This window comes from Streptomyces sp. NPDC053367, assembly GCF_044545925.1.
Classification (GTDB): Bacteria; Actinomycetota; Actinomycetes; order Streptomycetales; family Streptomycetaceae; genus Streptomyces.
The window spans coordinates 38,438-64,287 of sequence record NZ_JBITYN010000014.1 but is presented as its reverse complement, the minus strand read 5'-3'; the positions used below and the strand labels follow the sequence as shown (position 1 = coordinate 64,287).

At 73.5% G+C, this 25,850-nt stretch carries 22 protein-coding genes and 1 pseudogene; 10 read left to right on the top strand and 13 right to left on the bottom strand.

All coding sequences use genetic code 11. The features are described 5' to 3' along the window. The first annotated feature begins 74 nt into the window (after positions 1-74). Positions 75-1,391 (top strand): MFS transporter, encoded by a 1,317-nt coding sequence (locus ACIGXJ_RS33325; protein WP_399653474.1) that lies wholly within the window; start codon positions 75-77, stop codon positions 1,389-1,391. 440 nt (positions 1,392-1,831) lie between these two features. Here ACIGXJ_RS33325 and ACIGXJ_RS33320 read toward each other — a convergent pair whose 3' ends face one another. Beyond that, positions 1,832-5,206 carry a pyruvate carboxylase gene (locus tag ACIGXJ_RS33320; RefSeq protein WP_399653472.1) on the bottom strand — a complete coding sequence of 1,125 codons (3,375 nt, stop codon included), beginning with the start codon at positions 5,204-5,206 and terminating at the stop codon, positions 1,832-1,834. A 146-nt stretch (positions 5,207-5,352) separates the two neighbouring features. Between ACIGXJ_RS33320 and ACIGXJ_RS33315 the strand changes: the two genes are divergently transcribed. The 3 genes from ACIGXJ_RS33315 to ACIGXJ_RS33305 all read left to right on the top strand — a co-directional run bounded on the left by ACIGXJ_RS33315 (position 5,353) and on the right by ACIGXJ_RS33305 (position 9,159). Then, positions 5,353-7,029 (top strand): serine/threonine-protein kinase, encoded by a 1,677-nt coding sequence (locus ACIGXJ_RS33315; RefSeq protein WP_399653469.1) that lies wholly within the window; start codon positions 5,353-5,355, stop codon positions 7,027-7,029. Then, on the top strand, positions 7,026-7,964 hold the full coding sequence (locus ACIGXJ_RS33310) for a hypothetical protein (protein ID WP_399653466.1): 939 nt from the start codon (positions 7,026-7,028) through the stop codon (positions 7,962-7,964). Before ACIGXJ_RS33315 ends, ACIGXJ_RS33310 begins: the two co-directional genes overlap by 4 nt. Positions 7,965-8,172: 208 nt before the next feature. Then, a complete protein-coding gene (locus ACIGXJ_RS33305) occupies positions 8,173-9,159 on the top strand; it encodes an aldo/keto reductase (RefSeq protein WP_399653463.1) in 987 nt (328 codons plus the stop codon). Between the two features lie 147 nt (positions 9,160-9,306). On the opposite strand, the gene ACIGXJ_RS33300 is transcribed toward ACIGXJ_RS33305, so the two are convergent. Then, the gene (locus tag ACIGXJ_RS33300; protein ID WP_399653461.1) at positions 9,307-10,701 is read right to left on the bottom strand and encodes an MFS transporter; all 1,395 of its coding nucleotides are present in this window, start codon (positions 10,699-10,701) and stop codon (positions 9,307-9,309) included. Positions 10,702-10,796: 95 nt separating this feature from the next. Here ACIGXJ_RS33300 and ACIGXJ_RS33295 point away from each other — a divergent pair, with 95 nt between their 5' ends. Continuing rightward, on the top strand, positions 10,797-11,369 hold the full coding sequence (locus tag ACIGXJ_RS33295) for a helix-turn-helix domain-containing protein (protein WP_399653459.1): 573 nt from the start codon (positions 10,797-10,799) through the stop codon (positions 11,367-11,369). A gap of 106 nt (positions 11,370-11,475) precedes the next feature. Here the strand turns inward: ACIGXJ_RS33295 and ACIGXJ_RS33290 are convergent. Both ACIGXJ_RS33290 and ACIGXJ_RS33285 read right to left on the bottom strand, forming a co-directional pair. Next, positions 11,476-11,655, bottom strand: a pseudogene (locus ACIGXJ_RS33290) (leucine zipper domain-containing protein); the annotation flags it as partial. Positions 11,656-11,755: 100 nt separating this feature from the next. After that, positions 11,756-12,034 carry a hypothetical protein gene (locus ACIGXJ_RS33285; protein WP_399653456.1) on the bottom strand — a complete coding sequence of 93 codons (279 nt, stop codon included), beginning with the start codon at positions 12,032-12,034 and terminating at the stop codon, positions 11,756-11,758. Between the two features lie 102 nt (positions 12,035-12,136). Between ACIGXJ_RS33285 and argG the strand changes: the two genes are divergently transcribed. Continuing rightward, a complete protein-coding gene (gene argG, locus ACIGXJ_RS33280) occupies positions 12,137-13,582 on the top strand; it encodes an argininosuccinate synthase (RefSeq protein ID WP_399653453.1) in 1,446 nt (481 codons plus the stop codon). A 75-nt stretch (positions 13,583-13,657) separates the two neighbouring features. Here the strand turns inward: argG and ACIGXJ_RS33275 are convergent, their stop codons facing one another. The 3 genes from ACIGXJ_RS33275 to ACIGXJ_RS33265 form a co-directional block, all read right to left on the bottom strand. Further along, positions 13,658-15,007 carry an alpha-lytic protease prodomain-containing protein gene (locus ACIGXJ_RS33275; RefSeq protein ID WP_399653450.1) on the bottom strand — a complete coding sequence of 450 codons (1,350 nt, stop codon included), beginning with the start codon at positions 15,005-15,007 and terminating at the stop codon, positions 13,658-13,660. 93 nt (positions 15,008-15,100) lie between these two features. Continuing rightward, positions 15,101-16,063 carry a LysR substrate-binding domain-containing protein gene (locus tag ACIGXJ_RS33270; protein ID WP_399653447.1) on the bottom strand — a complete coding sequence of 321 codons (963 nt, stop codon included), beginning with the start codon at positions 16,061-16,063 and terminating at the stop codon, positions 15,101-15,103. 59 nt (positions 16,064-16,122) lie between these two features. Continuing rightward, positions 16,123-16,635 carry a GNAT family N-acetyltransferase gene (locus ACIGXJ_RS33265; RefSeq protein WP_399653445.1) on the bottom strand — a complete coding sequence of 171 codons (513 nt, stop codon included), beginning with the start codon at positions 16,633-16,635 and terminating at the stop codon, positions 16,123-16,125. Positions 16,636-16,723: 88 nt separating this feature from the next. Here ACIGXJ_RS33265 and ACIGXJ_RS33260 point away from each other — a divergent pair, with 88 nt between their 5' ends. From ACIGXJ_RS33260 to ACIGXJ_RS33245, 4 genes are all read left to right on the top strand, one after another. Then, positions 16,724-17,707: a GlxA family transcriptional regulator gene (locus ACIGXJ_RS33260; protein ID WP_399653442.1), complete on the top strand. Its 984-nt coding sequence runs from the start codon at positions 16,724-16,726 to the stop codon at positions 17,705-17,707. A gap of 50 nt (positions 17,708-17,757) precedes the next feature. Then, positions 17,758-18,363 (top strand): isochorismatase family protein, encoded by a 606-nt coding sequence (locus tag ACIGXJ_RS33255; protein ID WP_399653440.1) that lies wholly within the window; start codon positions 17,758-17,760, stop codon positions 18,361-18,363. Between the two features lie 141 nt (positions 18,364-18,504). Continuing rightward, positions 18,505-19,053: a DM13 domain-containing protein gene (locus ACIGXJ_RS33250; RefSeq protein WP_399653437.1), complete on the top strand. Its 549-nt coding sequence runs from the start codon at positions 18,505-18,507 to the stop codon at positions 19,051-19,053. Between the two features lie 106 nt (positions 19,054-19,159). Beyond that, complete coding sequence (locus tag ACIGXJ_RS33245; protein WP_399653856.1) at positions 19,160-20,452, top strand: flavin-containing monooxygenase; 1,293 nt, start codon at positions 19,160-19,162, stop codon at positions 20,450-20,452. A 64-nt stretch (positions 20,453-20,516) separates the two neighbouring features. On the opposite strand, the gene ACIGXJ_RS33240 is transcribed toward ACIGXJ_RS33245, so the two are convergent. From ACIGXJ_RS33240 to ACIGXJ_RS33215, 6 genes are all read right to left on the bottom strand, one after another. Next, complete coding sequence (locus ACIGXJ_RS33240) at positions 20,517-21,647, bottom strand: tryptophan dimethylallyltransferase family protein (RefSeq protein WP_399653434.1); 1,131 nt, start codon at positions 21,645-21,647, stop codon at positions 20,517-20,519. 304 nt (positions 21,648-21,951) lie between these two features. Next, the gene (locus ACIGXJ_RS33235) at positions 21,952-23,292 is read right to left on the bottom strand and encodes a cytochrome P450 (RefSeq protein WP_399653432.1); all 1,341 of its coding nucleotides are present in this window, start codon (positions 23,290-23,292) and stop codon (positions 21,952-21,954) included. 10 nt (positions 23,293-23,302) lie between these two features. Beyond that, a complete protein-coding gene (locus tag ACIGXJ_RS33230) occupies positions 23,303-23,896 on the bottom strand; it encodes a GTP-binding protein (RefSeq protein ID WP_399653429.1) in 594 nt (197 codons plus the stop codon). Further along, positions 23,871-24,248, bottom strand: coding sequence for a DUF742 domain-containing protein (locus tag ACIGXJ_RS33225; protein ID WP_399653427.1), 378 nt, complete (start codon positions 24,246-24,248; stop codon positions 23,871-23,873). Before ACIGXJ_RS33225 ends, ACIGXJ_RS33230 begins: the two co-directional genes overlap by 26 nt. Then, positions 24,245-24,646, bottom strand: coding sequence for a roadblock/LC7 domain-containing protein (locus tag ACIGXJ_RS33220; RefSeq protein ID WP_399653424.1), 402 nt, complete (start codon positions 24,644-24,646; stop codon positions 24,245-24,247). Before ACIGXJ_RS33220 ends, ACIGXJ_RS33225 begins: the two co-directional genes overlap by 4 nt. Then, positions 24,643-25,815 (bottom strand): sensor histidine kinase, encoded by a 1,173-nt coding sequence (locus ACIGXJ_RS33215; RefSeq protein WP_399653421.1) that lies wholly within the window; start codon positions 25,813-25,815, stop codon positions 24,643-24,645. Before ACIGXJ_RS33215 ends, ACIGXJ_RS33220 begins: the two co-directional genes overlap by 4 nt. Positions 25,816-25,850: the final 35 nt, after the last annotated feature.

Below are 25,850 nucleotides of genomic sequence, written 5' to 3'. Positions count from 1 at the left end.
AGGAAATCCGGTGGTGGTACGGGCCGCCCGGCGGATAGCCTCCGCGCCGTGAACCTCGCCGCCCGCCTCGTCTCATGAGGCTCTCCCGAACCCTGCTGGACATCGGTCCCCTGCGAACCTCCCCCCTCTTCCGGCGGCTGCTGATCGGGCGTACGGTCTCCACGCTCGGCGGCTTCATGACGGCGGTGACCGTCATGTACCAGGTCTGGGACATGACCCACAGCGCCGTGTGGAGCGGTGCCGTCGGCCTCGCCCAGGCCCTGCCCATGGTCGGGGTCGGGCTGCTGGCCGGCGCGTGGGTGGACCGGTCCGACCGGCGCCGCGTCTTCCTGATGGCCACCGTCGGACAGGCCGTGACCTCCCTGCTGCTGGCCGTCCAGGCGTTCGCGGGGCACGCGCCGGTCGCCGTGATCCTGGTACTCGTCGCCGCGCAGTCGGCGTTCGGCGCGGTCGGTGCGCCCGCGGCAGGCGTGTTCGTCCCGAGGCTGCTGCCCCGCGAGCAGGTCGCCGCCGGACTCGCCCTGTACCAGGTGAGCGGTCAGGCGATGATGCTGCTCGGCCCCGCCGTGGCCGGTGTCGTGCTCGGCTGGTGGGGGATCGGCGTCTGCTACGCGCTCGACGCCCTCAGCTTCGGACTCTCCTTCTACGGCGCCTTCGGCCTGCCCGCCCTGCCGCCCCAGGGCGAGAAGTCCCGCCCCGGGGTGGACGGCGTCCTGGACGGGCTGCGCTTCCTGACCCGGCACCGGGTGGTGCGCGGTGCCCTGGTCACCGACCTCGCCGCCACCCTGCTGGCCATGCCGATGAGCCTCTTCCCGCTGGTCAACGCCGAGCGGTTCGGGGGCGACCCGCGCACCCTGGGGCTGTTCCTGTCGGCGCTGGCCGTCGGCGGGGTCGCCGCCACCGCCTTCTCCGGTCCGCTCACCCGGCTGGCCCGCCCGGGCCCGGTCATGCTGTGCGCCTCCGCCACCTGGGGTGCCGGACTCACCCTGTTCGGCCTGGCCACCGACCCCTGGGTGGGCCTCGCCATGCTCGCGCTGGCCGGAGCCGCCGACGCCGTGGCCGTCCTCTCCCGCACCACGATCATCCAGACCCACACCCCCGACGCCCTGCTGGGCCGGGTGACGGCCGCCGAGCTGATCGTCGGCCAGGCGGGGCCGCACCTGGGCAATCTGCGCGGCGGCGTCGTGGCGGGCTGGACCTCGGGCGCCACCGCCCTGATCAGCGGCGGTCTGCTGTGCCTCGCGGCGGTCACATCGGTGGCCGTCACGACCCCGGAACTACGCCGCGCCACGGACAACAGGCCGGAGCCCGAGTCGCCCCCGGCCCCACCCGAGGTTCCCCCGACCCCGGCTCCGGCCCCGCCCCCGGCCCCGGTTGACGGCATGGCGTGACTCGGGCGGCGGGAGCCTGCGGCACCGTTCGACTCGGACGACGGGTGCTGAGGCGGCCCCCTTCCCCGAAGCGGGGCACCGGCCCACGGCGCCGACGGCACGCCTGACTCGCGCGGCGGGTGCCCGAAGCGCCCGCAGCCTCGGCCCCCTCCCGAGGACCGAGGACCGAGGGCCGAGGGCCGAGGGCCGAGTGGCGGCCGGGGCCTCCGTGCGCCCGGCAGTGCGACCGTCCGGCAGGCCCCTCGGGGCCGCCCGGACCCGCTGCGCCACACCGTCGCGGTGTCGGCCGACCGGGCGGACCGGCGCCCCCGGCGACGACCCACCGCCGGCAATCTCGGCGTGACCCCACGCCCACGGCGGCGCGGCCCCCCGTCGGCGGCGGCGCGGCCCCCGTCGGCGGCGGCGCGGCCCTTCGTCGGCGGGAGGGCCGTGCCGGAGGGTCAGCCCAGTTCGACCAGCAGGTCGCCGCCCTCCACCTGCTGGACCCGGTTCACAGCGAGCCGGGACACGCGGCCGGACCTGGGGGCGGTGATGGAGGCCTCCATCTTCATGGCCTCGATGGTGGCCAGCGTCGTGCCCGCCTCGACCTCGTCGCCCTCGGCGACCACCAGCGTGACGACCCCCGCGAAGGGCGCCGGGACGTGGCCGGGGTTGGACCGGTCGGCCTTCTCCGTCACCGGGACGTCGGTGGCGGCGGCCCGGTCGCGGACCTGGATGGGGCGGAGCTGGCCGTTCAGGGAGGACATCACCGTGCGCATGCCCCGCTCGTCGGCCTCGCCGACGGCCTGGAGCTCGATCAGCAGCCGGACGCCGGGCTCCAGGTCGATGGCGTACTCCTGGCCGGGCCGCAGCCCGTAGAAGAAGTCCTTGCTGTCCAGGACGCCGGTGTCGCCGAAGGCCTGCCGGTGGCTCTCGAACTCCCGGGTCGGCGCCGGGAACAGCAGCCGGTTCAGCGTGGCCCGCGGCTCCTTCACCAGCCCGGCCCGGTCCTCGGCGGACAGCTCCGCCATCGGCTTGGCCTCGGCCCGCCCGCGCAGCGCCTTGCTGCGGAACGGCTCCGGCCAGCCACCGGGCGGGGTGCCCAGCTCGCCGCGCAGGAAGCCGATGACCGAGTCCGGGATGTCGTACTTGTCGGGCGATGCCTCGAAGTCCTCCGGGTCCACCCCGGCACCCACGAGATGGAGGGCCAGGTCACCGACCACCTTCGACGACGGGGTCACCTTCACCAGCCGGCCCAGCATCCGGTCGGCGGCCGCGTACATCGCCTCGATCTGCTCGAAGCGGTCCCCGAGGCCGAGCGCGACCGCCTGGGTGCGCAGGTTGGACAGCTGCCCGCCGGGGATCTCGTGGTGGTAGACCCGGCCGGTCGGCGCCGACAGGCCCGCCTCGAAGGGGGCGTACACCTGGCGCACGCTCTCCCAGTAGGGCTCCAGGTCGCCGACGGCCGTGAGGCTGAGCCCCGTCGGCCGCTCCGAGTGGTCGGTGGCGGCCACGATCGAGGACAGGGACGGCTGGGACGTCGTACCGGCCATGGAGGCCACCGCCCCGTCCACCGCGTCCACACCCGCCTGCACCGCAGCGAGGTAGGTGGCGAGCTGGCCGCCCGCGGTGTCATGGGTGTGCAGATGCACCGGCAGCCCGAACTCCCGCCGCAGCGCGGAGACCAGCTTCGCCGCCGCCGGCGCCCGCAGCAGGCCCGCCATGTCCTTGACGGCCAGCACATGCGCGCCCGCCTCGACGATCCTCTCGGCCAGCCGCAGGTAGTAGTCCAGCGTGTACAGCTTCTCCGACGGGTCCGACAGGTCCGCGGTGTAGCAGAGCGCCACCTCGGCGACCGCCGTCCCCGTCTCCCGTACGGCGTCGATCGCGGGCCGCATCTGGTCGACGTCGTTCAGCGCGTCGAAGATGCGGAAGATGTCGATGCCGGTGGCCGCGGCCTCCTTCACGAACGCGTCGGTCACCTCCGTCGGATACGGCGTGTAGCCCACGGTGTTGCGGCCGCGCAGCAGCATCTGCAGGCAGATGTTCGGCACGGCCTCGCGCAGCGCGGCCAGCCGCTCCCACGGGTCCTCGGCGAGGAAGCGCAGCGCCACGTCGTACGTCGCCCCGCCCCAGCACTCCAGCGACAGCAGCTGCGGCAGCGTGCGCGCCACGACCGGGGCGACGGCCAGCATGTCCTTGGTGCGCACCCGGGTCGCCAGCAGCGACTGGTGGGCGTCGCGGAACGTCGTGTCGGTGACGCCGAGCTCCGGCGATTCCCGCAGCCACCGCGCGAAGCCCTCCGGGCCCAGCTCGACCAGCCGCTGCCGGGAACCGGGCCGAGGGCCGCCCGCGGGCAGCGGCGGCAGCTTCGTCACCGGGTCGACCAGCGCGGGACGCTCGCCGTGCGGCTTGTTCACCGTCACGTCGGCCAGATACGTCAGCAACTTCGTACCGCGGTCCGCGGAGTGACGGGACGTCAGCAGATGCGGCCGCTGCTCGATGAACGCGGTCGTCACCCGGCCCGCCTGGAAGTCCGGGTCGTCCAGCACCGCCTGCAGGAAGGGGATGTTCGTGGCCACGCCGCGGATGCGGAACTCGGCGACCGCGCGCCGGGCGCGGTTCACGGCGGTGGTGAAGTCCCGTCCGCGGCAGGTCAGTTTGACCAGCATCGAGTCGAAGTGCGCGCTGATCTCCGAACCGGCGTGGGTGGTGCCGCCGTCGAGGCGGATGCCCGAGCCGCCGGGGGAGCGGTAGGCGCTGATCCGGCCGGTGTCCGGGCGGAACCCGTTGGCCGGGTCCTCGGTGGTGATGCGGCACTGCAGGGCCGCGCCCCGCAGCGTGACGCTCTCCTGCGACAGACCGAGGTCGGCGAGGGTCTCCCCGGCGGCGATCCGCAACTGGGCCTGTACCAGGTCGACGTCGGTGACCTCCTCGGTCACCGTGTGCTCGACCTGGATGCGCGGGTTCATCTCGATGAAGACGTGGTTGCCGTCGCGGTCGACGAGGAACTCCACCGTGCCCGCGTTGCGGTAGCCGATCTGCCGCGCGAACCGCACGGCGTCGTCGCAGATCCGCTGCCGCAGCGCCGGGTCGAGATTCGGCGCGGGCGCCAGCTCGATCACCTTCTGGTGCCTGCGCTGCACCGAGCAGTCCCGCTCGAACAGATGGATGACGTTCCCCGCCCCGTCGGCGAGGATCTGCACCTCGATGTGGCGGGGCTCGACGACGGCCCTCTCCAGGAACACCGTCGCGTCGCCGAACGCCGACGCCGCCTCCCGCGAGGCCGCCTCGATGGCCTCCCGCAGCTGCGCCGGCTCCTCCACCCGGCGCATACCGCGCCCGCCGCCGCCCGCGACGGCCTTCACGAACACCGGGAAGCCGATCTCCCCCGCCGCCCGGACCAGCTCGTCGACGTCGGTGGACGGCGCCGACGACCCCAGCACCGGCACCCCGGCCGCCCGCGCCGCCGCCACCGCGCTGGCCTTGTTGCCGGTCAGTTCCAGGATCTGCGCGTCCGGCCCGACGAAGGTGATCCCCGCCTCCTGGCAGGCCCGCGCCAGCTCGGGGTTCTCCGACAGGAAGCCGTAGCCGGGATACACGGCGTCGGCCCCCGCGCGCCGGGCCGCCCCGACGATCTCCTCCACCGACAGATACGCCCGCACCGGATGCCCCGGCTCGCCGATCTCGTAGGCCTCGTCGGCCTTCAGCCGGTGCAGCGAGTTGCGGTCCTCGTGCGGGAAGACGGCAACCGTCCGCGCGCCCAGCTCATAGCCGGCGCGGAAGGCGCGAATCGCGATCTCGCCACGGTTGGCGACGAGCACCTTGCGGAACATTCTCGATCCCTTCAGCCTGCCGGTGGGACGAGCCCATGGTGTCGGCCGTGCCCCTGGTGCGCCATGTGAGCCGGGCCACTGACAGCCTTCCCTGATCCTTGCGCCCCGACCGCAACCGCGGTGGCCGAAAATGTGTCTCTGCACGCATGAATGCTTGGGCAGTGCCCGGATACGCCGAGTCACAGGAACTCGGCTCAGGCGCGAGCGGCCGGGTGGTCCTGGCCGTGCACACCGCGACCGGCGTGCCGGTCGCGGTCAAATACCTCAGCGACTCGCTGCGCACCCGGCCCGGTTTCGTCCGGGAGTTCCGGGCGGAGGCCCGCCTCCTCGGCGGACTGAGCAGCCCCTACGTGGCCGGGCTGTACGAGTACGTCGAGAGCCCCGACGGCGCCGCGATCGTGATGGAGCTGGTCGACGGCGTGTCGCTGCGCACGCTGCTGGCCCGGCAGGGGCCCCTGGAGCCCGAGGCCGCCCTCGTCGTCCTCAAGGGCTCGCTGCTCGGCCTCGCCGACGCGCACCGCGTCGGGGTCGTGCACCGCGACTACAAGCCGGAGAACGTCCTCGTCCGGCCGGACGGCACCTCCCGTCTGGTCGACTTCGGCATCGCGGTGGACTCCGGCATCAGCGCGACCATCGCCGGCACGCCCGCCTACATGGCGCCCGAGCAGTGGACCGGCGCCCCGGCCTCGCCCGCGGCCGACGTGTACGCGGCGACGGCCACCTTCTTCGAGTGCCTCACCCGCCGCAAGCCCTACCAGGCCGACAACCTCGCCGAGCTGGCACTGCGGCACGTCGACGCGCCGATCCCCGCCGACGAGGTCCCCGAGCCGGTCCGGGACCTGGTGCGCCGCGGTCTGGCCAAGGACCCCGGCCGGCGGCCCACCCAGGCCGAGGAGTTCGTCCGCGAACTGGAGGCGGCCGCCGGTGCCGCCTACGGCCCCGACTGGGAGGAGCGCGGCCGCGGCCGGCTCGCCGCGCTCGTCGCCCTGCTGCCCCTGCTGCTGCCCGGGCCCCGCACCGCCGCCCCGCGCACCACCGTCGACACCGCCCGCACGGTCCTGGCCGGACCCTCCGCACGAGGCGGCCTGCGGGCCTGGCTGCCGGGCAGGTCGGGGCTCCTGCTGTCCGGCGCGCTCGTGCTGCTGGGTGTCCTGCTCGCCTACGGTGCCCGGCCGCCCGCCTCCGAGGTGGCGGCGGGCGAGGCAGCGCGGGCCCTGGCCACCACCAGCGCGGGCCCCGGCGGAGCGGCGCCGCCGTCCACGCCGGGCTCGGCTTCTCCGTCGCCCTCACCGGAGACCACCACGGCGACGCCGTCGGCCACGCCCACGGCCACGGCGACGGATACGGGGCCGGTCACCGGGACGCCGACCGCCGGCGGCCCGGCCACCGTGTCCGCGCCCGCGACCGCACCCGCCCAGACCACGGAACCGCCGCCTCCGCCGCCCGGCGACACCGAGGCCCCGCCGACGAGCGCCCCGCCCACCACCGCCGCCCCCACGGCCGTCAAGGACGTGACGGTGACGGCCTTCCAGCAGACGGGCCTGCTCACCGCCAGCGCCACCTTCACCGTCACCACCGACGGCACCGGGCCGGTGTCCGTGGACGTCGGCTGGTTCACCGGGAACACCTCGGGAGAGCCCGGCACCCCGGACGGCGCGACCGGGAGCGTCCAGCGCAGCGGCGCCACCAGCTACACCGTCACCGTCCAGCACACCTTCCAGAGCCGGGGCTGCTACTGGACCGTGCAGGCGACCACCACCCCCGCCCCCGCCGACGGCGGGGCCTCGCAGCAGCTTCTGACCAGGCAGTGTGAGCTGAGATGACCACGCCCGACGACCGCACGCCCCCGCCCGCGCCGCCGACGCCCGGGCCCGACGACGACGAGTACAGCGCCACCGTGCTGGCCACCCACTGGATCCAGGGCCCGGAGCCCGACGAGCCGGGGACCCTGCGGATGCGGGACGGGCAGCCGGAGGGGAACACGCCCGCGCCGCACCCGGGCCTCGGAGCGGGGGAGACCAGGACCCTGCGCATGCAGGACCGGGAGCCGCGAGGGACCGTGTCCCTCCGCGCCCCGGGCCCGGACACGGGGGAGGCCGGAGCCACGCTCGTCGAGGGTGCGGGGCCACGGACCACCACCGTGCCGGACCACGGTCCGGGGCCCTCGGCAGGGACCGTGCGGGTTCCGGCGCCGGTGCCGGGCGGGACCGTGGCGCTGCCAGGCCCTGGAACCGGCGACGGCGCGCCCGAGCCCGACCGGGTCGAGGGCACCGTGCTGCGGTTCGGCCCCGGAGTCACGGCCGCCGTGGCGGAGCGGACACTGCGGCCGGCGCCGGTCGTGCCCGAGCCGCCCGCGCCCCGCCCCAGGGCGGGGTGGCGCCGGTACGCCCTGCCCGCGGTGGTCCTCCTGTGCGTGCTGGCGTTCCTCGCCTGGCAGCGGCTCGGCCCGTCCGTCCGGGTGCGCTCGGTGACGGTCGCGGCCGGTCCGGCGGAGCTCGGCTGCGGCGCCACGTCGGACATCGTCGCCCGGGTCACCACCGACGGCCGCCCCGGCACCCTCACCTACCGCTGGATCCGCAGCGACGGAACCGCCTCCGGCGTGCTGCGCGAAACCCTCGCTCGGGGCCAGCGCGAGGCCAGGCTGCATCTGCAGTGGACGTTCGAGGGCGAAGGGCACCTCACCGGGCAGGCGGACCTGCGCATCCTCACGCCGGACCCGCGCACGGTCACGGCCGAAGTCACGTACGACTGCCCCTAGGTGCGGGCGGACGGTGCCGCGTGGGGCGAGCGGGCGCCCCGGCGGCGCCGTGCAGCGCCCCGGCGTCTCGACGCCGTGCCGGACACCACCTGGGCAACTCGTCGACATCTCGGGGCTCTTCGACTTGGTCTTGGGCTCTTTGACTTGGAGCGCGGTCCAACACCTAGCGTCATGACAGCACGCCGCAACCGACCCAGGAGGCAGCACCATGACGCACATCCCCACCCGGCACCTCGGCGAACTGGCGGTCTCCGCGCAGGGACTCGGCTGTATGGGCATGAGCCACGGCTACGGCGCCTCGGACGACGCCCGGTCGATCGCGACCCTGCACCATGCCCTCGGCCTCGGGGTGACCCTGCTGGACACCGCGGACTTCTACGGCGCAGGGCACAACGAGGAGTTGATCGGCCGGGCGATCAAGGGCCGGCGCGACGAAGTGGTGCTGGCGACGAAGTTCGGTTTCGCCAACAAGCTGGGCGAGCCCACCCGCATCCGGGGCGACGCCGCGTACGTGCGTCAGGCGTGCGACGCCTCGCTGCGCCGGCTGGACGTCGACCACATCGACCTCTACTACCAGCACCGGGTGGACCCGAGCGTGCCGATCGAGGAGACGGTCGGGGCGATGGCCGAGCTGGTGCGGGCCGGGAAGGTGCGCCACCTCGGGCTGTCGGAAGCCGGAGCGGACACGATCCGGCGGGCGCACGCGGTGCACCCGATCGCCGCGCTGCAGAGCGAGTGGTCTCTGTGGACCCGCGGCCTGGAGGCGGAGATCGCGCCGGTCTGCCGCGAACTCGGCATCGGCATCGTGCCGTTCTCCCCGCTCGGCCGGGGCTTCCTGACCGGCCGGGTCGGCTCGGTGGAGGGCCTGGCCGCCGACGACGTACGCCGCACCCAGCCGCGGTTCGCCGACGGCAACCTCGAACGCAACCTGGCGATCGTCGCCGAGCTGGAGAAGCTGGCCGGAGCCAAGGGCGTGACCGCGGGACAGCTGGCCCTGGCCTGGGTGCAGCACCGGGGCGACGACGTGGTGCCGATCCCCGGAACCCGGCGGCAGCGCTACCTGGAGGAGAACCTCGCCGCGCTGAACATCGAGCTGACGCCGGAGGACCTCGCCGCCATCGAGGCGGCCGCCCCCGCGGAAGAGGTCGCCGGCTCCCGCTACGACGCCGGCAGCCTGGCCTTCGTCGACGGCTGACGGGGCGGTGGGGCCGGTGCCCGAAGGTGGGGCCGTGCCCCAAGGTGAGGCCGTATCCCAAGGTGAGGCCGGCGCTCCGAGGGGGCGCCGGTGTCCCAGGGGGCGCCGGTGTCCCAGGGGCGTGACCCTTCGCCGGCGGCTCGGCTGTCACGCCTTCCGGCGTACCGGTGCGGCGGCCCGCGCCGCGCCCAGCAGGAACAGCCCGCAGGCCGCCACCAGCAGCCACCCGGGACGTGCCGCCCGGGCCAGTCCGCCCGGCCCGGCCCCGGCGACCAGAGCCCCCGCGACGGCCACCCCGACGGCGGAGCCGACCTGACGGGCGGTGGACGTGATGGCTCCGGCCACGCCCGCGCGGGAGGCGGGCAGACCGCCGACCGCGGCGTTGGTGAGCGGCGCGTTGGCGAAGCCGAACCCGATCCCGAGCAGCAACTGGGCCGTCAGCAGCAGGCGTACGTCGGTGTCCTGGCCGAGGTCGGCCAGGCACAGGCCGCCCGCCGCGGTGAACGCGCCGGCCAGCAGCAGCGGGCGCCGCGGCCCGAGGCGGCCCACCAGGCTGCCGGCCCAGGGCGCGCACAGGGTGGCGCCGAGCGCCATGGGCAGGGTGGCGAGCCCGGCCGCGAGGGGGGTCCAGCCGCGGGCGTGCTGGAGGTAGAGCGTGTTCAGCAGCAGGGCCGTGCTGAGGGCGACGAACACGGCGACGGCGCCCAGCACCGCGGTGGCGAACACCGGCCGCCGGAACAGCCCGAGGTCCATCAGCGGCTCGCTCCGACGGGACTCGACCCGGACGAACGCGACCGTGGCGGCGGCGATCAGCGCGTAGCCGGCCGCGGCCACGGGGGAGGCCCAGCCGACGCGCGGGCCCTCGATGAGCACCCAGACGCTCGCCCCCAGCGCCAGCGCGAGGAGCGCCTGCCCGGGCAGGTCCAGACGGCGGGCGCGCTGCCCGTGGGACTCCGGCACGAACACCGCGACCAGCACCAGCGCGGCCACGACGACCGGGGCGTTGACCCAGAACACCGACCGCCAGCCGAGCGCCGCCACGAGCGCCCCGCCGGTGACCGGCCCCGCCGCCATGCTCAGCCCGAACACCGACGCCCAGATCCCGATGGCCCTGGCCCGTTCCCTCGGATCGGGCATCGCGCTCACCACGATCGCCAGGGCCACCGGGCTCAGCATCGACGCCCCCACCCCCTGCACGGCCCGCGCCGCGACCAGGACACCGAGCGACGGCGCCACCGCGCAGACCAGCGACGCGGCCCCGAACACGACCAGGCCGACCCGGAACACCCGCCGGCGTCCGAAGCGGTCGGCGAGCGCGCCGGAGGTGATGAGGAGCGCGGCCAGGACGACGGTGTAGGCGTCCACAACCCACTCCAGGCCCCGCGTGCCGACCCCCAGACCCTCCCCGATCGCGGGGAGCCCCACGTTGACGATGGTGGTGTCCAGCCCCACCAGGAACATGCTCAGCGCGCAGACGGCGAGGACCGTCCAGCGCCGGCGCGCACCGAGTCCGGGTTCTGCTGACAAAGAGGTCGTGGTCATCGGCGACCGCCTTCCGTCGGGATCATGTGCCGCCATGCTCGGACCGGCCGGCCGCCCGCACCCAGCGTCTTTGCGGAGACCGCAAAATGGGGGTCATGGACGCCGAACTCGCCCAGATCCTCGACGGCATCGGACCCCGGCTGCGCGCCCTGCGCCGCGACCGCGGTCTCACCCTGGAGGCGCTCGCCCAGGACACCGGCATCTCCGTGAGCACCCTCTCCCGCCTGGAGTCGGGCATCCGGCGCCCCACCCTCGACCTGCTCATCCCGCTGGCGCGCGCCCACCGTGTCGCCCTGGACCAGCTCGTCGCGGCCCCGGCCACCGGCGACCCACGGGTGCATCTGCGCCCCCACCGCAAGGACCGCGGCAGCGTGCTGGTGCCGCTCACGCAGTACCCGGGCCGGGTGCAGGTCTTCAAACAGGTGCTCGCCCCGCGCGCACCGAAGCTCGTCACCCACGCCGGCTACGAGTGGCTCTACGTCCTCGCCGGTGAGCTCCGCCTGATCCTGGGCGACTCCGACGTCACGCTGTGGCCCGGCGAGGTCGCCGAGTTCGACACCGGCGAACCCCACTGGTTCGGGCCCGCGGGCGACAGCGCGGTCGAGATCCTGCACCTGTTCGGCCCGCACGGCGACCAGGCCGTCGTCCGTACCGGGCCGGAGACCTGAGCAGGGTCCCCGTCCCCGCCCTGCGAGGATCGGCGCCGTGATCCACCCCGCACCCTCCGCCCCGGGTCCCCACCCTGGCGGCCCTCGCCACGCAGACCGCCTGCGGGCTGGAGCGGTCGGCGAGGCCGGCCTCACCCTCGGCCCGCCAGCGGCGGACCCACTTGTGGGCTGTGGCTCGTGAGACGCCCGTCTCGGCGGCGACCTGCGCGACGGGACGGCCGCAGCGGACACGCTCGACGAGCAGCCTCCTGCCGTGAACGGTCAGCCGGGCAGAACGGTGGGACACGAAGACCTCCGTGCGGTGCGGTCCTAGACACCTCCACCACCGGAGGTCTTCGCCATGATCAAGCGCCCACGCGTGTCGACAACGCTCGTGCTCAATACACCTAGGCGCCCGGCCCGGAATGGCGTACGGCCTTCCGCACGTCCGCCTCGACCTGGTTGCGGGCGGTGCCCTGTTCCTTGGCGTACGCGGTGACCGCCTCCTGGACGTCCCGGGCCAGCTCGCGCCAGGCGCGCCAGGCGGTCTCGTACACCTCGGCCTGATGCTCGGGCCAGGGGTTGTGCGCGGGCGGCCCGTACTTGTCGCGCAGCTGCTCGACCCGGTCGTGCGCCTGGTCGGCCGCGCGCTGCTTCTCGATCAGCTCTTCGAAGGTGTGCGCCACCCTGTGATCGTAAGAAGCGGATGCCGTTCGCGCGCGCCGAGCGCGGGAGGGCCGCATATACGGCGGCTTGCATGACCATGCAGGAGGATGCATACTCTTCCTATGTCCAAGGTCCTCACTTCCCTTCCGGCCGGCGAGCGCGTCGGTATCGCCTTCTCCGGCGGCCTCGACACCTCGGTCGCCGTCGCGTGGATGCGCGACAAGGGTGCCGTCCCGTGCACCTACACCGCCGACATCGGCCAGTACGACGAACCCGACATCGCCTCGGTGCCGGGCCGTGCGAAGACCTACGGCGCCGAGATCGCGCGCCTGGTCGACTGCCGTGCGGCGCTCGTCGAGGAGGGCCTGGCCGCGCTCGCCTGCGGCGCGTTCCACATCCGCTCGGGCGGACGGGCGTACTTCAACACCACGCCGCTCGGCCGCGCCGTCACCGGCACCCTGCTGGTGCGGGCGATGCTCGAGGACGACGTGCAGATCTGGGGCGACGGCTCCACCTACAAGGGCAACGACATCGAGCGGTTCTACCGCTACGGCCTGCTCGCCAACCCGCACCTGCGGATCTACAAGCCCTGGCTGGACGCGACCTTCGTGACCGAGCTGGGCGGCCGCAAGGAGATGTCGGAGTGGCTGCTCGCCCACGACCTCCCCTACCGCGACAGCCCGGAGAAGGCCTACTCCACCGACGCCAACATCTGGGGCGCCACCCACGAGGCCAAGACCCTGGAGCACCTGGACACCGGCGTCGAGACCGTCGAACCGATCATGGGCGTACGGTTCTGGGACCCGGCCGTGGAGATCGCCGCCGAGGACGTGACGATCGGCTTCGAGCAGGGCCGCCCGGTGACGATCAACGGCAAGGAGTTCGCCTCCGCCGTCGACCTCGTCCTGGAGGCCAACGCCATCGGCGGCCGGCACGGACTGGGCATGTCCGACCAGATCGAGAACCGCATCATCGAGGCCAAGAGCCGCGGCATCTACGAGGCTCCGGGCATGGCCCTGCTGCACGCCGCCTACGAGCGGCTGGTCAACGCGATCCACAACGAGGACACCCTCGCCACCTACCACACCGAGGGCCGGCGCCTCGGCCGGCTGATGTACGAGGGCCGCTGGCTGGACCCGCAGGCGCTGATGATCCGCGAGTCGCTCCAGCGCTGGGTCGGCGCGGCCGTCACCGGCGAGGTCACCCTGCGGCTGCGGCGCGGCGAGGACTACTCGATCCTCGACACCACCGGCCCGGCGTTCTCGTACCACCCGGACAAGCTGTCGATGGAGCGCACCGAGGACTCCGCCTTCGGCCCCTCGGACCGCATCGGCCAGCTCACCATGCGCAACCTCGACATCGCCGACTCGCGCGCCCGCCTTGAGCAGTACGCCGGCCTCGGCCTGATCGGCACCGCCGGTCCGGCGGTCGGCGCCGCGCAGGCGGCCGCGACCGGGCTGATCGGCGCCATGCCCGAGGGCGGCGCCGAGGCCATCGCCTCCCGCGGCGAGGTCTCCGAGGAGGACGAGGCGCTGGACCGCGCCGCGATCGAGTCCGGCACGGACTGACCGGAACCGGGTACAAGGGCGGGGCGGACCGGCACCACGAGTACCGGTCCGCCCCGCCCCTTTTTGCCCGGTGGCTCAGGCCCGCTGCCAGAGCGCCGGCACGTTCGGCGGCTCCCAGCCCGGCTGCGCCTGGTGGCCCTGGAGGCAGCGGTACGTCGCGCCGCCGTAGGTCACCGTGTCGCCGGCCTGGTAGACGGTCCCGGCCGCCCAGGTGCCGCCCGGCTCACCCGGCTCACCCGGGTCGCCCGGATCACCGGGGTCGCCCGGGCCGCTTCCGGTGGTCTTCAGCGTCAGGCCGTACGACTGGAGGATCGGGTTGATCGGCTGGAAGAACGTCGTCCCGCCGGAGGTGCAGTTGCCCGAGCCGCCCGAGGTGACGCCCTGCGCCTGGCTGCCGGAGATGAACGAGCCGCCCGAGTCGCCCGGTTCGGCGCACACCGACGTCCGGGTGACACCGCTGACCGTGCCCTCCTGGTAGGTCACGCTGGTGTTGTGCTGCTGGACCGTGCCGCAGTGCCAGCCGGTCGTCGAGCCCGAGCGGCACACCGACGCACCCACGGGCGCCTGCGCGGACCCGGCCACCTGCACGCCGGAGCCGTTGACGTTCGGCGTCGCCGTCCAGCTGGAGTTGACGGCCACCCACGCCATGTCGTTGCCCGGGAACACCGACGCCTGGAAGGTGCCCTGCGCGACCCGGTTCGAGCCGGACGTGCTGGTGCCCGCGCGACCGCAGTGACCGGCCGTGGCGAAGCCCTGCTGCGTGCCCCGCGTCACCGGGAAGCCGATCGAGCAACGGCCGCCGCTGCCCATGTAGTACGCGTCGCCGCCCCGCAGGTCGTACAGCGGACGCGGCCGCTCGGCCGACACCTCCACCCGGCCCTCGACCCCGGCCGCCGCCAGCAGGGCACGCCCGGCCTCCGCCCGAACGGCCTGCACCACCAGCGAGTTGGTGCGGACGTCGACGTACCAGACGGGCGTGTCGGGGGAGGCGTGCCGGGCCGCCGCCCGGTCCAGCCGGGCCTTCGCCGCGTCCAGGGCGGCGAGGGAACGCCGTACGACGACCGCGTCCGCGCCCTGTGCCTCGATCGCGGCCACGTCGGAGGTGTCCGTGGTGGCCACCGTCAGCCTGGCCGACTCCGCGCCGCGCACCCAGGCGCCCGCGAAGTCCCCGCCGAGCGCGGCCCGCAGCCGTCCGGCGGTGGCGCCCGCCTCGGCCTCGTTGGCGAGGCGGCGCTCGGCCTGCCGCCGGTCCAGGCCCAGGTCGCGCTCCATGGCGCGGAGCAGCGCAGGCGGGGCGTCGGCCGTACGGAGGGTCGCCGCGGCGGGTTCGGGCTGCGCGCTCGCGGTGCCGCTGAGCCCGGACACGAGCAGGGCAGCCGTCGCCGCCGCGGCCGCACAGGCGGCTCTGGCATGTCGTGGGAGCATGGGGAGGTCTCCTCGGAATCGGTGGGCGGTGCCGAAACCGTAGGGAGGCGGGGCCGGGGACGGTAAGACATCGTTCGACCCCCTGCCCCGGTGTTATGGAACGCGCGCCGCCTCGCGGACGGCCATCCAGTCCGAGTAACTCCCGCTGCGCGCCGCCGCGACGGCGTGCGCGGCACGGGCCTGCGCGAGCACGGTCGCCGCGGTGTCCGGCCGTTGGGCCTGCGGATGGCGGCCCAGCAGATGCCGCCACAGCAGGGGCGTACCGGCGAGCGGGCGGGTGACGACCCCGGGCGTGGGCGGGAAGACGGCCCGGCAGAGCCCCACCGCGCGCCCCACCTGCACCAGATGGACGACGGACGCGGTGTCCGTCTCGTACATCCGGCGCGGCGCGAACCCGGCGCGGGCGCAGGCCGCGGTGAAGCAGTCGGCGAAGCACCCGTCGCCGGGCACGCACGCCCACTCCTGCTCGGCCAGCGCGGCCAGCTCCAGCTCGCCCCGGCCCCCGGCCAGCGGGTGGTGGTCGGCGAGCATCACGAACACCGGGTCGACGGCGATCTCCTGCCACACCACCTCCGGCCCGCCCGGGGGAGCGGCCGAACCGCAGGTGCCGGTCAGCGCGAAGTCCAGCCGTTCCTCGGCCAGCAGCTCCGCGAGCTCCCGCTCCGACCAGGAGGCGCAGGTGGTGACGGTCGCCTCGGGCACGGCGTCCGCGAGCCGGTCCACCAGCGCCCCCAGCAACGGCCCGTGCGTCCCGCCGAGCCGCAGCCGCTCCGGGGCACGTCGCTCACCCCGCGCGAAGCGCACCGCCTCCCGCTGCAGCTCGCTCACCGCGGGCAGCACGATCTGCGCCCGGTCCAGCACCAGTTCCCCGAGCGCGGTCGCCCGCACCCCGAACCGCCCCCGCTCGAACAACGCCCCGCCCAGCGCCCGCTCGATGCGTCTGAGCTGCGCGCTGAGCGCGGGCTGCGCGAGTCCGAGCACTGACGCCGCCCTGGTGAGACTCCCCGCGTCGGCGATCGCCCGCACCGTCTTGAGATGCCGCAACTCCAGGTCCATGGGGGGAGCTTGAAGCGTGAACAGGAGGACGGCAAGGGGTTGGTACGGACCAGGGTGGGTCAGCGGGGGAGTTCATCGGCCAGCAGGTCCATCAGCAGGCCGTCGTGCCAGGTGCCGTCGGCGCCGCGTTCGTACTGGCGCATGATGCCGACCGGCCGGAAGCCGGCCTTGGTGTAGCAGCGGATCGCCGGGGCGTTGTCGGCGGCCGGGTCGATGACGAGGCGGTGGTGGCCGTGGTCGTCGACGAGGTGGCGGGCCAGGGTGCGTACGGCGTCGGTGCCCAGGCCGCGGCCGTGGACGGCGGGGTCGAGGAAGAGGTCGATGCCGGCGTGGCGGTACTCCGGGTCCTCCTCGGCGTACCACTGGATCTGGCCCGCGACCCTGCCCTCGACCTCGATGGCCAGCACCCGTGTGCCGGGGTCGGCCAGATCCTCCGCCACCTCCGCCGCCAGGTCGTCGCCGCCCCGCCAGCGGGCGCGTACCTCCGGCGTGGCGCGGATGGCCGCGAGGGCCGGGATGTCGTCCTCGGTCGCCGGGCGCAGGACGACCTGGGTGCCGTGCAGCACAGTCATGGCAGGACCCTAACCTCCGTAACGGCGTGGCCGGATGTGACAGAACGGCGTCATTGCGGTCGCCGTCGGGGAAGTCGACCATGGAGACATGTCCACGAACCGCCGAGTCGTCATCGCCGTCTTCCCCGATGTCGACCTCCTCGACGTCACCGGTCCGGCCGAGGTGTTCGCGCTGGCCAACCGGGAGACCGGCGGCCGGGCGGGCTATGCCGTGCAGCTCGCGGCGCCCACCTCCGGCCCGGTGACCACCTCGGCGGGCGTGCGGCTGCTCGCGGACCTCGCGTTCGACGACGTCGACGGTGTGCTGGACACCCTCCTGGTGCCCGGCGCGGTGGACGTGCTGCCCGGCGGGCCGGTCGCGCGGATCGACGAGGACGTCGTCGCGTGGGTCGAGCGGGTGGCACCCGGCGCCCGGCGGGTGGCGTCGGTGTGCGTGGGCGCGCATCTGCTGGCCGCGGCCGGACTGCTGGACGGCCGCACCGCGACCACCCACTGGTCGACGGCCGCCCAACTGGCCGCCGAGAACCCGGAGGTGACCGTCGACCCCGACCCGATCTTCGTACGGAGCGGGTCGGTGTGGACAGGCGCGGGCATCAGCGCGTGCATGGACCTCGCGCTGGCGCTGGTCGCCGAGGACCTCGGCGAGGAGGCCGCTCTCGCCGTGGCCCGGCAGCTGGTGATGTACCTCAGACGCCAGGGCGGCCAGAGCCAGTTCTCCGTCCCGCTGAGCCGGCCTCCGGCCTCCCGCCGGGACATCGACGAACTGCGCCTGCACATCGCCGACCACCTCGACGGCGACCTGACCACCCCGGCGCTCGCGGCGCGGATGTGCCTGAGCGAAAGGCACTTCGCCCGGGTCTTCCGCCAGGAGACCGGCACCACACCGGCGGCCTACGTCGAGGCCGCCCGCGTCGAGGCGGCCCGCCGGCTGCTGGAGAGCACCGACCAGCCGCTCGACGAGGTCGCCGCCGCCTGCGGACTCGGCTCGGTGGAGACCCTCCACCGGGCGCTGCGCAAGCAGCTCGGCACGACCCCGGCCGCCTACCGCCGCCGCTTCCGCACGACGAGCTGAACCCCGAGAACCACTTCCTCGAACTCCCCTTGCACCGAAGGAGCTTCGCCATGCCCGTCTCCAGCACCCTGCGTGACGTCGTCGGTCTCGACAACGCGCTTCCCCGGCTGGCCGACGCCACCGTCGTCCTGATCGACTACCAGAACACCTACCGCACCGGCGTGATGGCGCTCGAGGGCGCGGACGAGGCCCTCGCCGCCGGTGCCCGGCTGCTCGCCGCGGCACGCGCCGCCGGTGCCCCGGTCGTCCACGTCGTCAACGACGGCGGCCCGGACTCGCCGTACGACATCCGCGCCGAGATCGGCGCCATCAGCCCCGAGGTCGCCCCCACCGACGGCGAACCCGTCGTGATCAAGCAGTTCCCGGACGCCTTCCGCGACACCGAGCTGGAGAAGACGCTGCGCGGACTCGGCGCCGGGAAGGACCTGGTGCTGGCCGGCTTCATGACCCATATGTGCGTCACCTTCACCGCCCAGGGCGCGTTCGCCCTCGGCTACCGGCCGACCGTCGTCGCCGAGGCCTCCGCCACCCGGTCGCTGGCCGCCCCCGACGGCAGCGTGGTCCCCGCGGCCACCCTCCACACGGCCGCCCTCACCACCATCGGGGACCTCTTCGGCACGGTCGCCCGCACGGTGGACGACCTCACCCGGGCCTGACCCCGGCGGCCGCACGGCATTACCGGAGTCTTACGGCGCCGCCGCGCCGGTTCCGCGCGGGCGCGGCGGAGTGTTGGCTGGGCGGGTCAGGGGAGCGGCCGGCGGTCGGCCGCCCCGCGCCGTCCCCGCAGGAGGTTCCCGGTGTCCCGCGTGTCCCGTCGTACGGTCGTCTCCGCCGCCCTGGTCACGGCGGTCGCCGTCGCCATCGGGCTCTGTCTCTTCCAGCCCTGGACGGCGTTCACCGACACCAGGGTGGACGAGGCCCTGCCGACCGCCGTCGAGGCCGCCGGGCCGACCGCCGCCGAGGCCACGGGGAAGACGGAACCGGCCAGGGACCCCGCGCCCGAGAACCTCGCCGAGGGCTCCTTCGTCACGCACGAACACGACACCAGCGGAACCGCCCGCACGGTCCGGCTCGCCGACGGCGCCCAGGTGCTGCGTCTGGAGGACCTCAGGACCTCCGACGGCCCCGACGTCCGCGTCTACCTCTCCACCCGGGACGCCGACGACGTGCGCACGGGCCTCGGCGACGGGGCGGTCCAACTCGGCGAGCTCAAGGGCAACCTGGGCAACCAGAACTACACCGTCCCGGCCGGCACGGACCTGTCCGGGTTCCGCAGCGCGGTGCTGTGGTGCAAGCGCTTCTCGGTCTCCTTCGGCGCCGCCGACCTCACCCCCGTCACGCACTGAACGGCCGGCGGACTCCCGGACTGCGGTGTTCCAGATCACCGTGTGAGGGAGGAGCCGAAGGGGCAAGGATGTTCCTCGCTATCCAATGACACTTGTGGGGGAATCCTTGAGCGTGTGTGTGATCGGTGCGGGCCTGTCCGGACTCGCCGTCATGCGGTCCCTCCAGGCACGGGGCATCGACCATGTGTGCCTGGAGAAGGCGCCGGACGTGGGCGGCATCTGGCGGCAGCCGCAGGCCGGTGAGCGCGGGCCCGGTTATCTGGCGCTGCACCTGAACTCGGCCAAGGAACTCACCGCGTACACCGGGTTCCCCATGGCCGACTCCCTCCCCCTCTACCCGCGGCACAGCGACATGGCCGCATATCTGCGCGACTTCGCCGAATGGGCCGGCCTCCGGGACCGGATCGAGCTGCGCACCGAGGTGCTGTCGGTCCGTCAGGAGCCCGACGGGCACTGGTCGGTCGTCAGCCGGGGAGCCGACGGCACCGACAGAACCCGGCAGTTCGACCACGTGGTGGTGGCCTCCGGGCACCACACCCTGCCCAACCTGCCGGATCCGCTGCCGTCCGGCCACACATCCTTCGGCGGCAAGATCCTGCACGCCCTCGACTACCACGACGGCCGCGACTTCGACGGACAGCGCGTGGTCGTCGTAGGTGTCGGCGCGTCGGCGGTGGACATCGCCGCCGATCTGTCCCGGCACGCGGCGCGGACCGTGCTGTCGGTGCGCAGGGGGCTGCACATCGTGCCCAAGCAGCTGTTCGGGCTGACGCTCGACCAGATCGCCAACGCCCCCTGGTGGAGCCGGATGTCGCTGCCGGAGCAGCGGCGGTTCGTGGAGCAGGCGCTGCTGGTCTCGCGGGGCCGGCTGGGCGACTACGGGCTGCCCGAGCCGGACCACCCGATCTTCGCCTCGGCGGTGACGATCTCCGACGAGATCCTCAGCCGGATACGCCACGGCGCCGTGATCCCGCGGCCCGGGATCGACTCCCTGGCCGGCAACGCGGTCCGTTTCACCGACGACAGCGTGGAGGAGGCCGACGCGATCGTCTACTGCACCGGCTACCGCATGGCGTTCCCGTTCCTGCCCGACGGCTGTCCGAACGGGCCGCGCGGGTCGGTCGAGCTGTACAAGCGGGTCGTGGCGCCCGAGCGGCCCGGTCTGTACTTCGTCGGTCTGGTGCGGCCCGTGGGGACGATCACCCGGCTCGTGGAGGCGCAGAGCGACTGGGTGGCCCGGATCGTGGCCGGTGCCGCCCGGCTGCCGTCGCCGCGGGTGATGCGGGAGGAGATCGCCGCGCACCTCGGCCAGATCGCCGAACGGTACGGGGAGAGCGAGGGCTCCTCCCTCCAGGTCGAAGTGGTGCCCTATCTGCGGCAGCTGGGCGAGGACGGCTGACGCCGGCCCCGGCGGGGGGTGCGGGCGACGCCGACCGCACCCGTGGTCCTGGGTCCCGGCCGGGTCAGACGGCCATCGCGGCGCGTCGGCCCGGCACCCGCAGCGGCGGCCGAACGGCGTACGCCTCGGAGGACAGGTAGGCCGTCACCCGGGGCGGGCGGCCCTGCTGGTGGACCAGCGCGAGATACGCGATGAGCCCGATGCCCTCCTCGGGCAGGCGCGAGGTGACGGCGGGCAGCGACCCGAGCAGCGGCGCGGGGTCCACACCGTGCCGGGCGAGCACGGTCTCCGCCCGCTCCAGGGCCTCGCCGTCGTGCCGGACGTAGTCCCGTACCGGGATGTGCAGGGTGAAGCCGCTCGGTCGCTCGGCCGTGGTGTCGGTGAAGGCGTGGCAGCTCAGCACGGGCCGCCCGGTCAGGGGGACGGCGTCTGCGGCGCCGGAGGGGTCGAGGCCGGCCACCGTGCGGAAGAACTCGGTGACCTCGGCGGGCGCGGGTCCGTCCGGCATCCGGGAAAGGCCCGGCGCCCGGGTCGCCGACAGGCCGTCGTGCCGGAGGTAGACCTTCACCCGGGGCGTGTCCCAGTCGCCGAGGTCGAGGGCGAGGAAGGGGAAGCCGTCCGCGGCGGGCAGGGACTTGAACGCCTTGGCGTGGCCGAGCCGTCGCATCGCCTTCCTGACCGTGGCGAAGGAACGTTCCGCCCCGGAGGCGGCGGGGTTGAGGTACACCTTGACCTTGGGCACCCCGCCGGGGCACAGCTCCAGCGCCAGCCACAGTGCCAGCGGGCCCTCGGGGCGGTCGGGGAAGAACAGGTCCTCCAGCTCGTCGAGCCGGTCGGTGGAGAAGTTCCAGGCACGGGCCATCTCCCGCACCCGGCGCAGACCGGCGCGGCCGTTGGACGCCAGGCCGTCGGCACCGCACCCCGGTTCCAGCAGCACCCGCAGCATCGGGGCCGCGCCCGGCACGAACGCGAAGGAGTACTCGACGGGCGTGTGGTCGTCGGACAGGAAGGTCCGGTACGGCGGCGGCTCGTCGAGACGCCGTGCGGCCACGGGTCCGAGCGTGTCGATGAGTACGTCCGCATAGGCCGCGGCATCGCCCGGGGTGAGCCCGGCGATGTCGCTCAGCCGCACCAACTGCCGTGCAGTGAAGCAGCCGAGCGTCGGCGAGGCCAGGAAGTACCGGTTGCCCCTCATCGGCGCCCCCGGCGGACACCGCAGGACGCGCCGGGCCCGGCGAGGGCCGTGGGCGCAAGAAGATACCCGCCGCTGAGGGCGGGTATCTTCCCCTGCTGTCTGTGAAGTTGACCTCTGGCGCTACGGCTGTGGGTACGCCGCCCGGGTCTGCATGGGCGAACTCGCGCGGCGCCTGCGGATATTCGGGACACGAACCTTCCTTCGACCGGGAACCGATACGGAAGCGATCGTTACCCTTCCGGCCCGGGGTTCATGCGGTCGTGAGGGACTGGTGCGTGTCATGTGCATCACGTGGTCGTAGTGCTCACTTCGCCAGCCAGTTCAGGAACTGGCTCCACAGCCCCGTCCGCCGGGGTCCGCCGTCCGCGGCGGCCTGCGGCGCCGCCGTCTCCGTCACCTGCGCCGCCTGCTGCCGGACCGGCTGTACGGGGGTGAAGCGGGCCGGCAGGGTGACCAGTGCCCGGTTGAACGGGCCCGGACGCCACGTCAGGCTGTCCTCGGGCACCGCCAGTTCGACGTCGGGCACCTGGTTGAGCAGGCGCTCGACGGCCGTGACGGTGACGTGCCGGGCGGTCTCCTTGGAGGGGCAGGCGTGCGGACCCGCGCTCCAGGCGAGGTGGGCGCGGTTGCTGCCCGCCTGACGGGCGGCGGACAGCGCCGGTCCGGTGTTGGCGGCAGCGAAGCTCACCAGGACCAGGTCACCCGCCGACAGCCGTGTGTCGGCGAACTCCATGTCGGAGACCGGGTAGTGGGCCGCGTAGTTCGCGATCGGGGGGTTCTCCCAGAGCGTGTCGTCCACGGCCTCCTCGATCAGCCCGCCACCGTGGGCGTACCGGTCATGGGTGAGCAGCCGGTGCAGGGTGTTGCCGACCAGGCTGCGCAACGGCTCGGCGCCCGCGCCCAGGAGCAGAGCGAGCTGGTGGACCATCTCCTCGTCGGTGAGCTGCGCCTCGTGCCGCATCAGCCACGAGGTGACGTCCTCGCCGGGCCGGTTCCGCTTGAGTGCGATCAGGTCCCACACCGCGCGCAGCAGGACCTCGGTCGCCTTCTCCGCGTTGACACCGTCGAACATCCCGGAGATGCCGAACAGGACGCGGTCGCCGATGTCGGCGGGGCAGCCGAAGAGCTCGTTGAACACGAACAGCGGCAACTGCTTGGCGTAGTCGCCGAGCAGGTCGACCGAACCCCGGCCGGCGAACTGGGCGATGAGGTAGTCGGCCGCCTGCTCGGTGGTGCGGGTGATCCGGCGGGGGTCCACGCGGCTCAGGCTGTCGGTCACGGCCTGGCGCATCCGCAGATGCTCGGCGCCGTCGCTGAACAGGCAGTTGGGCCGGTAGGCGAGCAGGGGCACGACCGGGCTGTCCGCCGGGATCTTGCCGTCCTCGAGGTCCCGCCAGTGGCGCGAGTCCTTGCGGAACGAGCCGGAGTCCTGCAACAGCTGGAGCGCCGTCTGGTAGTCGGTGACGAGCGTCGCCTCCACCCCCGGCGCGAGTTCGACGGGCGCGGTGGGCCCGTAGTGGCGCATATAGGCGTAGTACGCCTGCGGATCTGCCGCGAACTCCGGCCCGTACAGGGGCACTCGGCCGCCGGAGCCGTGCGCCGGGCACCCGGGCGGCGGCACCGGGGCGGGGGAACGGTCGTCCATGTGCTTGCTCCTAGGAGGCGCGGTCCAGCAGATAGCGGACCAGGGTGATCAGTGCTTGGGCCGACGATCGCTCGTCGCGCGCGTCGCAGGTGACGACGGGGGTGTCGTCGAGCAGGTCCAGCGCCTCGCGCAGGGCGCGCTCCTCCCGCAGGGGTGTGGCGTCGAAGTGGTTGACGGCGATGGCGTAGTCGAGGCCGTAGCTCTCGATCAGGTCGATCACCGGGAAGGAGTCGGCCAGCCGCTCGGGGTCCACCAGCACCAGCGCCCCCAGCGCGCCGCGGGCCATGTCCTCCCACATCTGCACGAAGCGCTGCTGCCCGGGTGTGCCGAACAGGTACAGCACGACCCGGTCGCTGATGGTGAGGCGCCCGAAGTCCATGGCGACCGTGGTGGTGGTCTTGCCGGAGACGCCCTTGAGGTCGTCGACGGCCTCGGCGGCCCGGGTCATCGTCTCCTCGGTGGTGAGGGGGACGATCTCCGAGATCGAGCCGATGAACGTGGTCTTGCCCACCGCGAAATGCCCGACGACCAGGATCTTGACGGCCGTCTGGTGCGCTCCGCCGCGGACGTAGTCCCGTTCATCCAAACTTGGCCCTGAGACCATGCAGCACCTCCTCCAGGATCTCCAGGTCGGCGACGGGGGCGCGCTCGACCGGCGGGCGGGTGATGAGATAGCCGCCCTCGACCAGCGAGGACAGGACGATCTTCACGACACCCAGCGGGAAATGGGTGTGCCCCGCGATCTCGGCGACCGAGAGATAGCCGGCGGAGCAGATGTCGAGCAGCTGCTGCTCCTCGGGCGACAGGCGGGTGGGCCGCTGCTGGTGGTCCTCGGCCGCCGTGACCAGGGTGATCAGCGAGAGCTGCTGTTCATCGGGTAAACCCCGCCCACGGGTGATCACATACGGCCTGACCAGTTCGGCGGCCTCCGGCTCCCACGCGTCCGCCCCGCTCATGACGAGGCACCCAGGTTCTCGCGGGGCGGCGTCGTCAGCGCCTTGCCCAGCTGGCCGACGAGCTGCTGCATCCGGAAGGTGATGTCGGCCATGTCGACGTCGGGGGTGGCCGACACACCGAGGTAGGCGCCTTCGCCGGCGGATATCAGGAACACCCAGCCGCCGTCGAACTCGACCAGCGTCTGCCGCCACTGCTGGTGGTCACCCTCGCAGAAGAACCCCAGCGACCGGCTGAGCGACTGCACTCCGCTCATCGCGGCGGCCACCCGGTCCGCGTTGTCCTTGTCGAAGTCCTTCGTACGCGCCATCAACAGACCGTCGGCGGAGATCAGGACCGCGTGCAGGGCACCGGGAATCTCCAGGGCGCTGTCGAGCATCCATGCCAGATCGTCGTTCACGAGACCTCATGTCCTTCAGTGCCTGCACCGGGTATGCCGTTCGTCTGCTCCGCCGGGGCCGCGTCCGGGGTCGTGGAGCGACCGGACTGCGTGCCCCGCTGGAACGCACCCATGATCGCCGCGGTCTCCGCGTGCGAGCGCGCCGGGGCGGGGGAGGCCGGGGCGCTGCCCGGCACGATCGTCATCGGCCGCTTGCGGCGCCGCTTGGGCAGCCCGTCGGCCGTCGAGGCGACGGGGGCGGCGGGCTCGGGGCCACCGCGGGACAGCCCGGCGGCGGCCGGGGCGCCCGCCGCGGGCACGCGCTTGTCCGGCATGCTGGTGAGCAGTTCGTGGGGGAGGAGGAGGACGGCGCGGACACCGCCGTAGGGGGAGCTGGAGTCCACCGACACCTCGAAGCCGAAGCGTTCGGCGAGCACGCCGACCACCGCGAAGCCGAACTGCGGCGGATTGCCGAGCCCGGAGACGCCGGAGACCCGCTCGGTCGACAGCAGCTTGGTCGCCCGGGCGCGTTCCTCGTCGTTCATGCCCACACCCGCGTCGTCGACGACGATGCAGATGCCCTTGGGCACGGTACGGATGTTGATCTCGACGACGCTGTCCGGGCTGGAATAGCTGGTGGCGTTGTCGAGGAGCTCCGCGAGGGCCAGGGCGACCGGTTCGACCGCTCGGCTGGTGATGGCGAAGTCCACCTGGGACAGAATTTCCACCCGCCGGTAGTGGCGGATGCGGCCCTGGGCGCTGCGCACCACGTCGTAAACCGAGGCGACTTCGCGCTGCCGGCCGAGCCAGCCGTCGCAGAGCACGGCAATGGACTGGGCTCGGCGGCCGAACTGGGAATTGGTGTGGTCGATTTCCAGGAGGTCCTGGAGAATGGCCGACTCACCGTACTTGTTCTGCAGTCCTGAGATGACGAGTTGCTGTTCCGCGGCGAGACCCTGAAGGGTGCGCATGGCGGATTTCAGAACTGTCTTCGTCGCTTCCTCGGCCTGCTCCTGAGCTGCCTGGACGGATTTGGCGTAGTCGGTCTCCAGCTCGGAGTAATGAGCCCTCAGCCCGTCGACGTCCCGTCGCAGGGACTTGGCCGCTCTGCGCTGGCGGACAAAGGCGGCGACCGCGACGAGGGTGGCGACGAGGAGAGCCCACACCAGTGGGTTCTGTATGTACGTCATAAGACTCTCTTCAGGCGACTGACGGTCAGATGGTT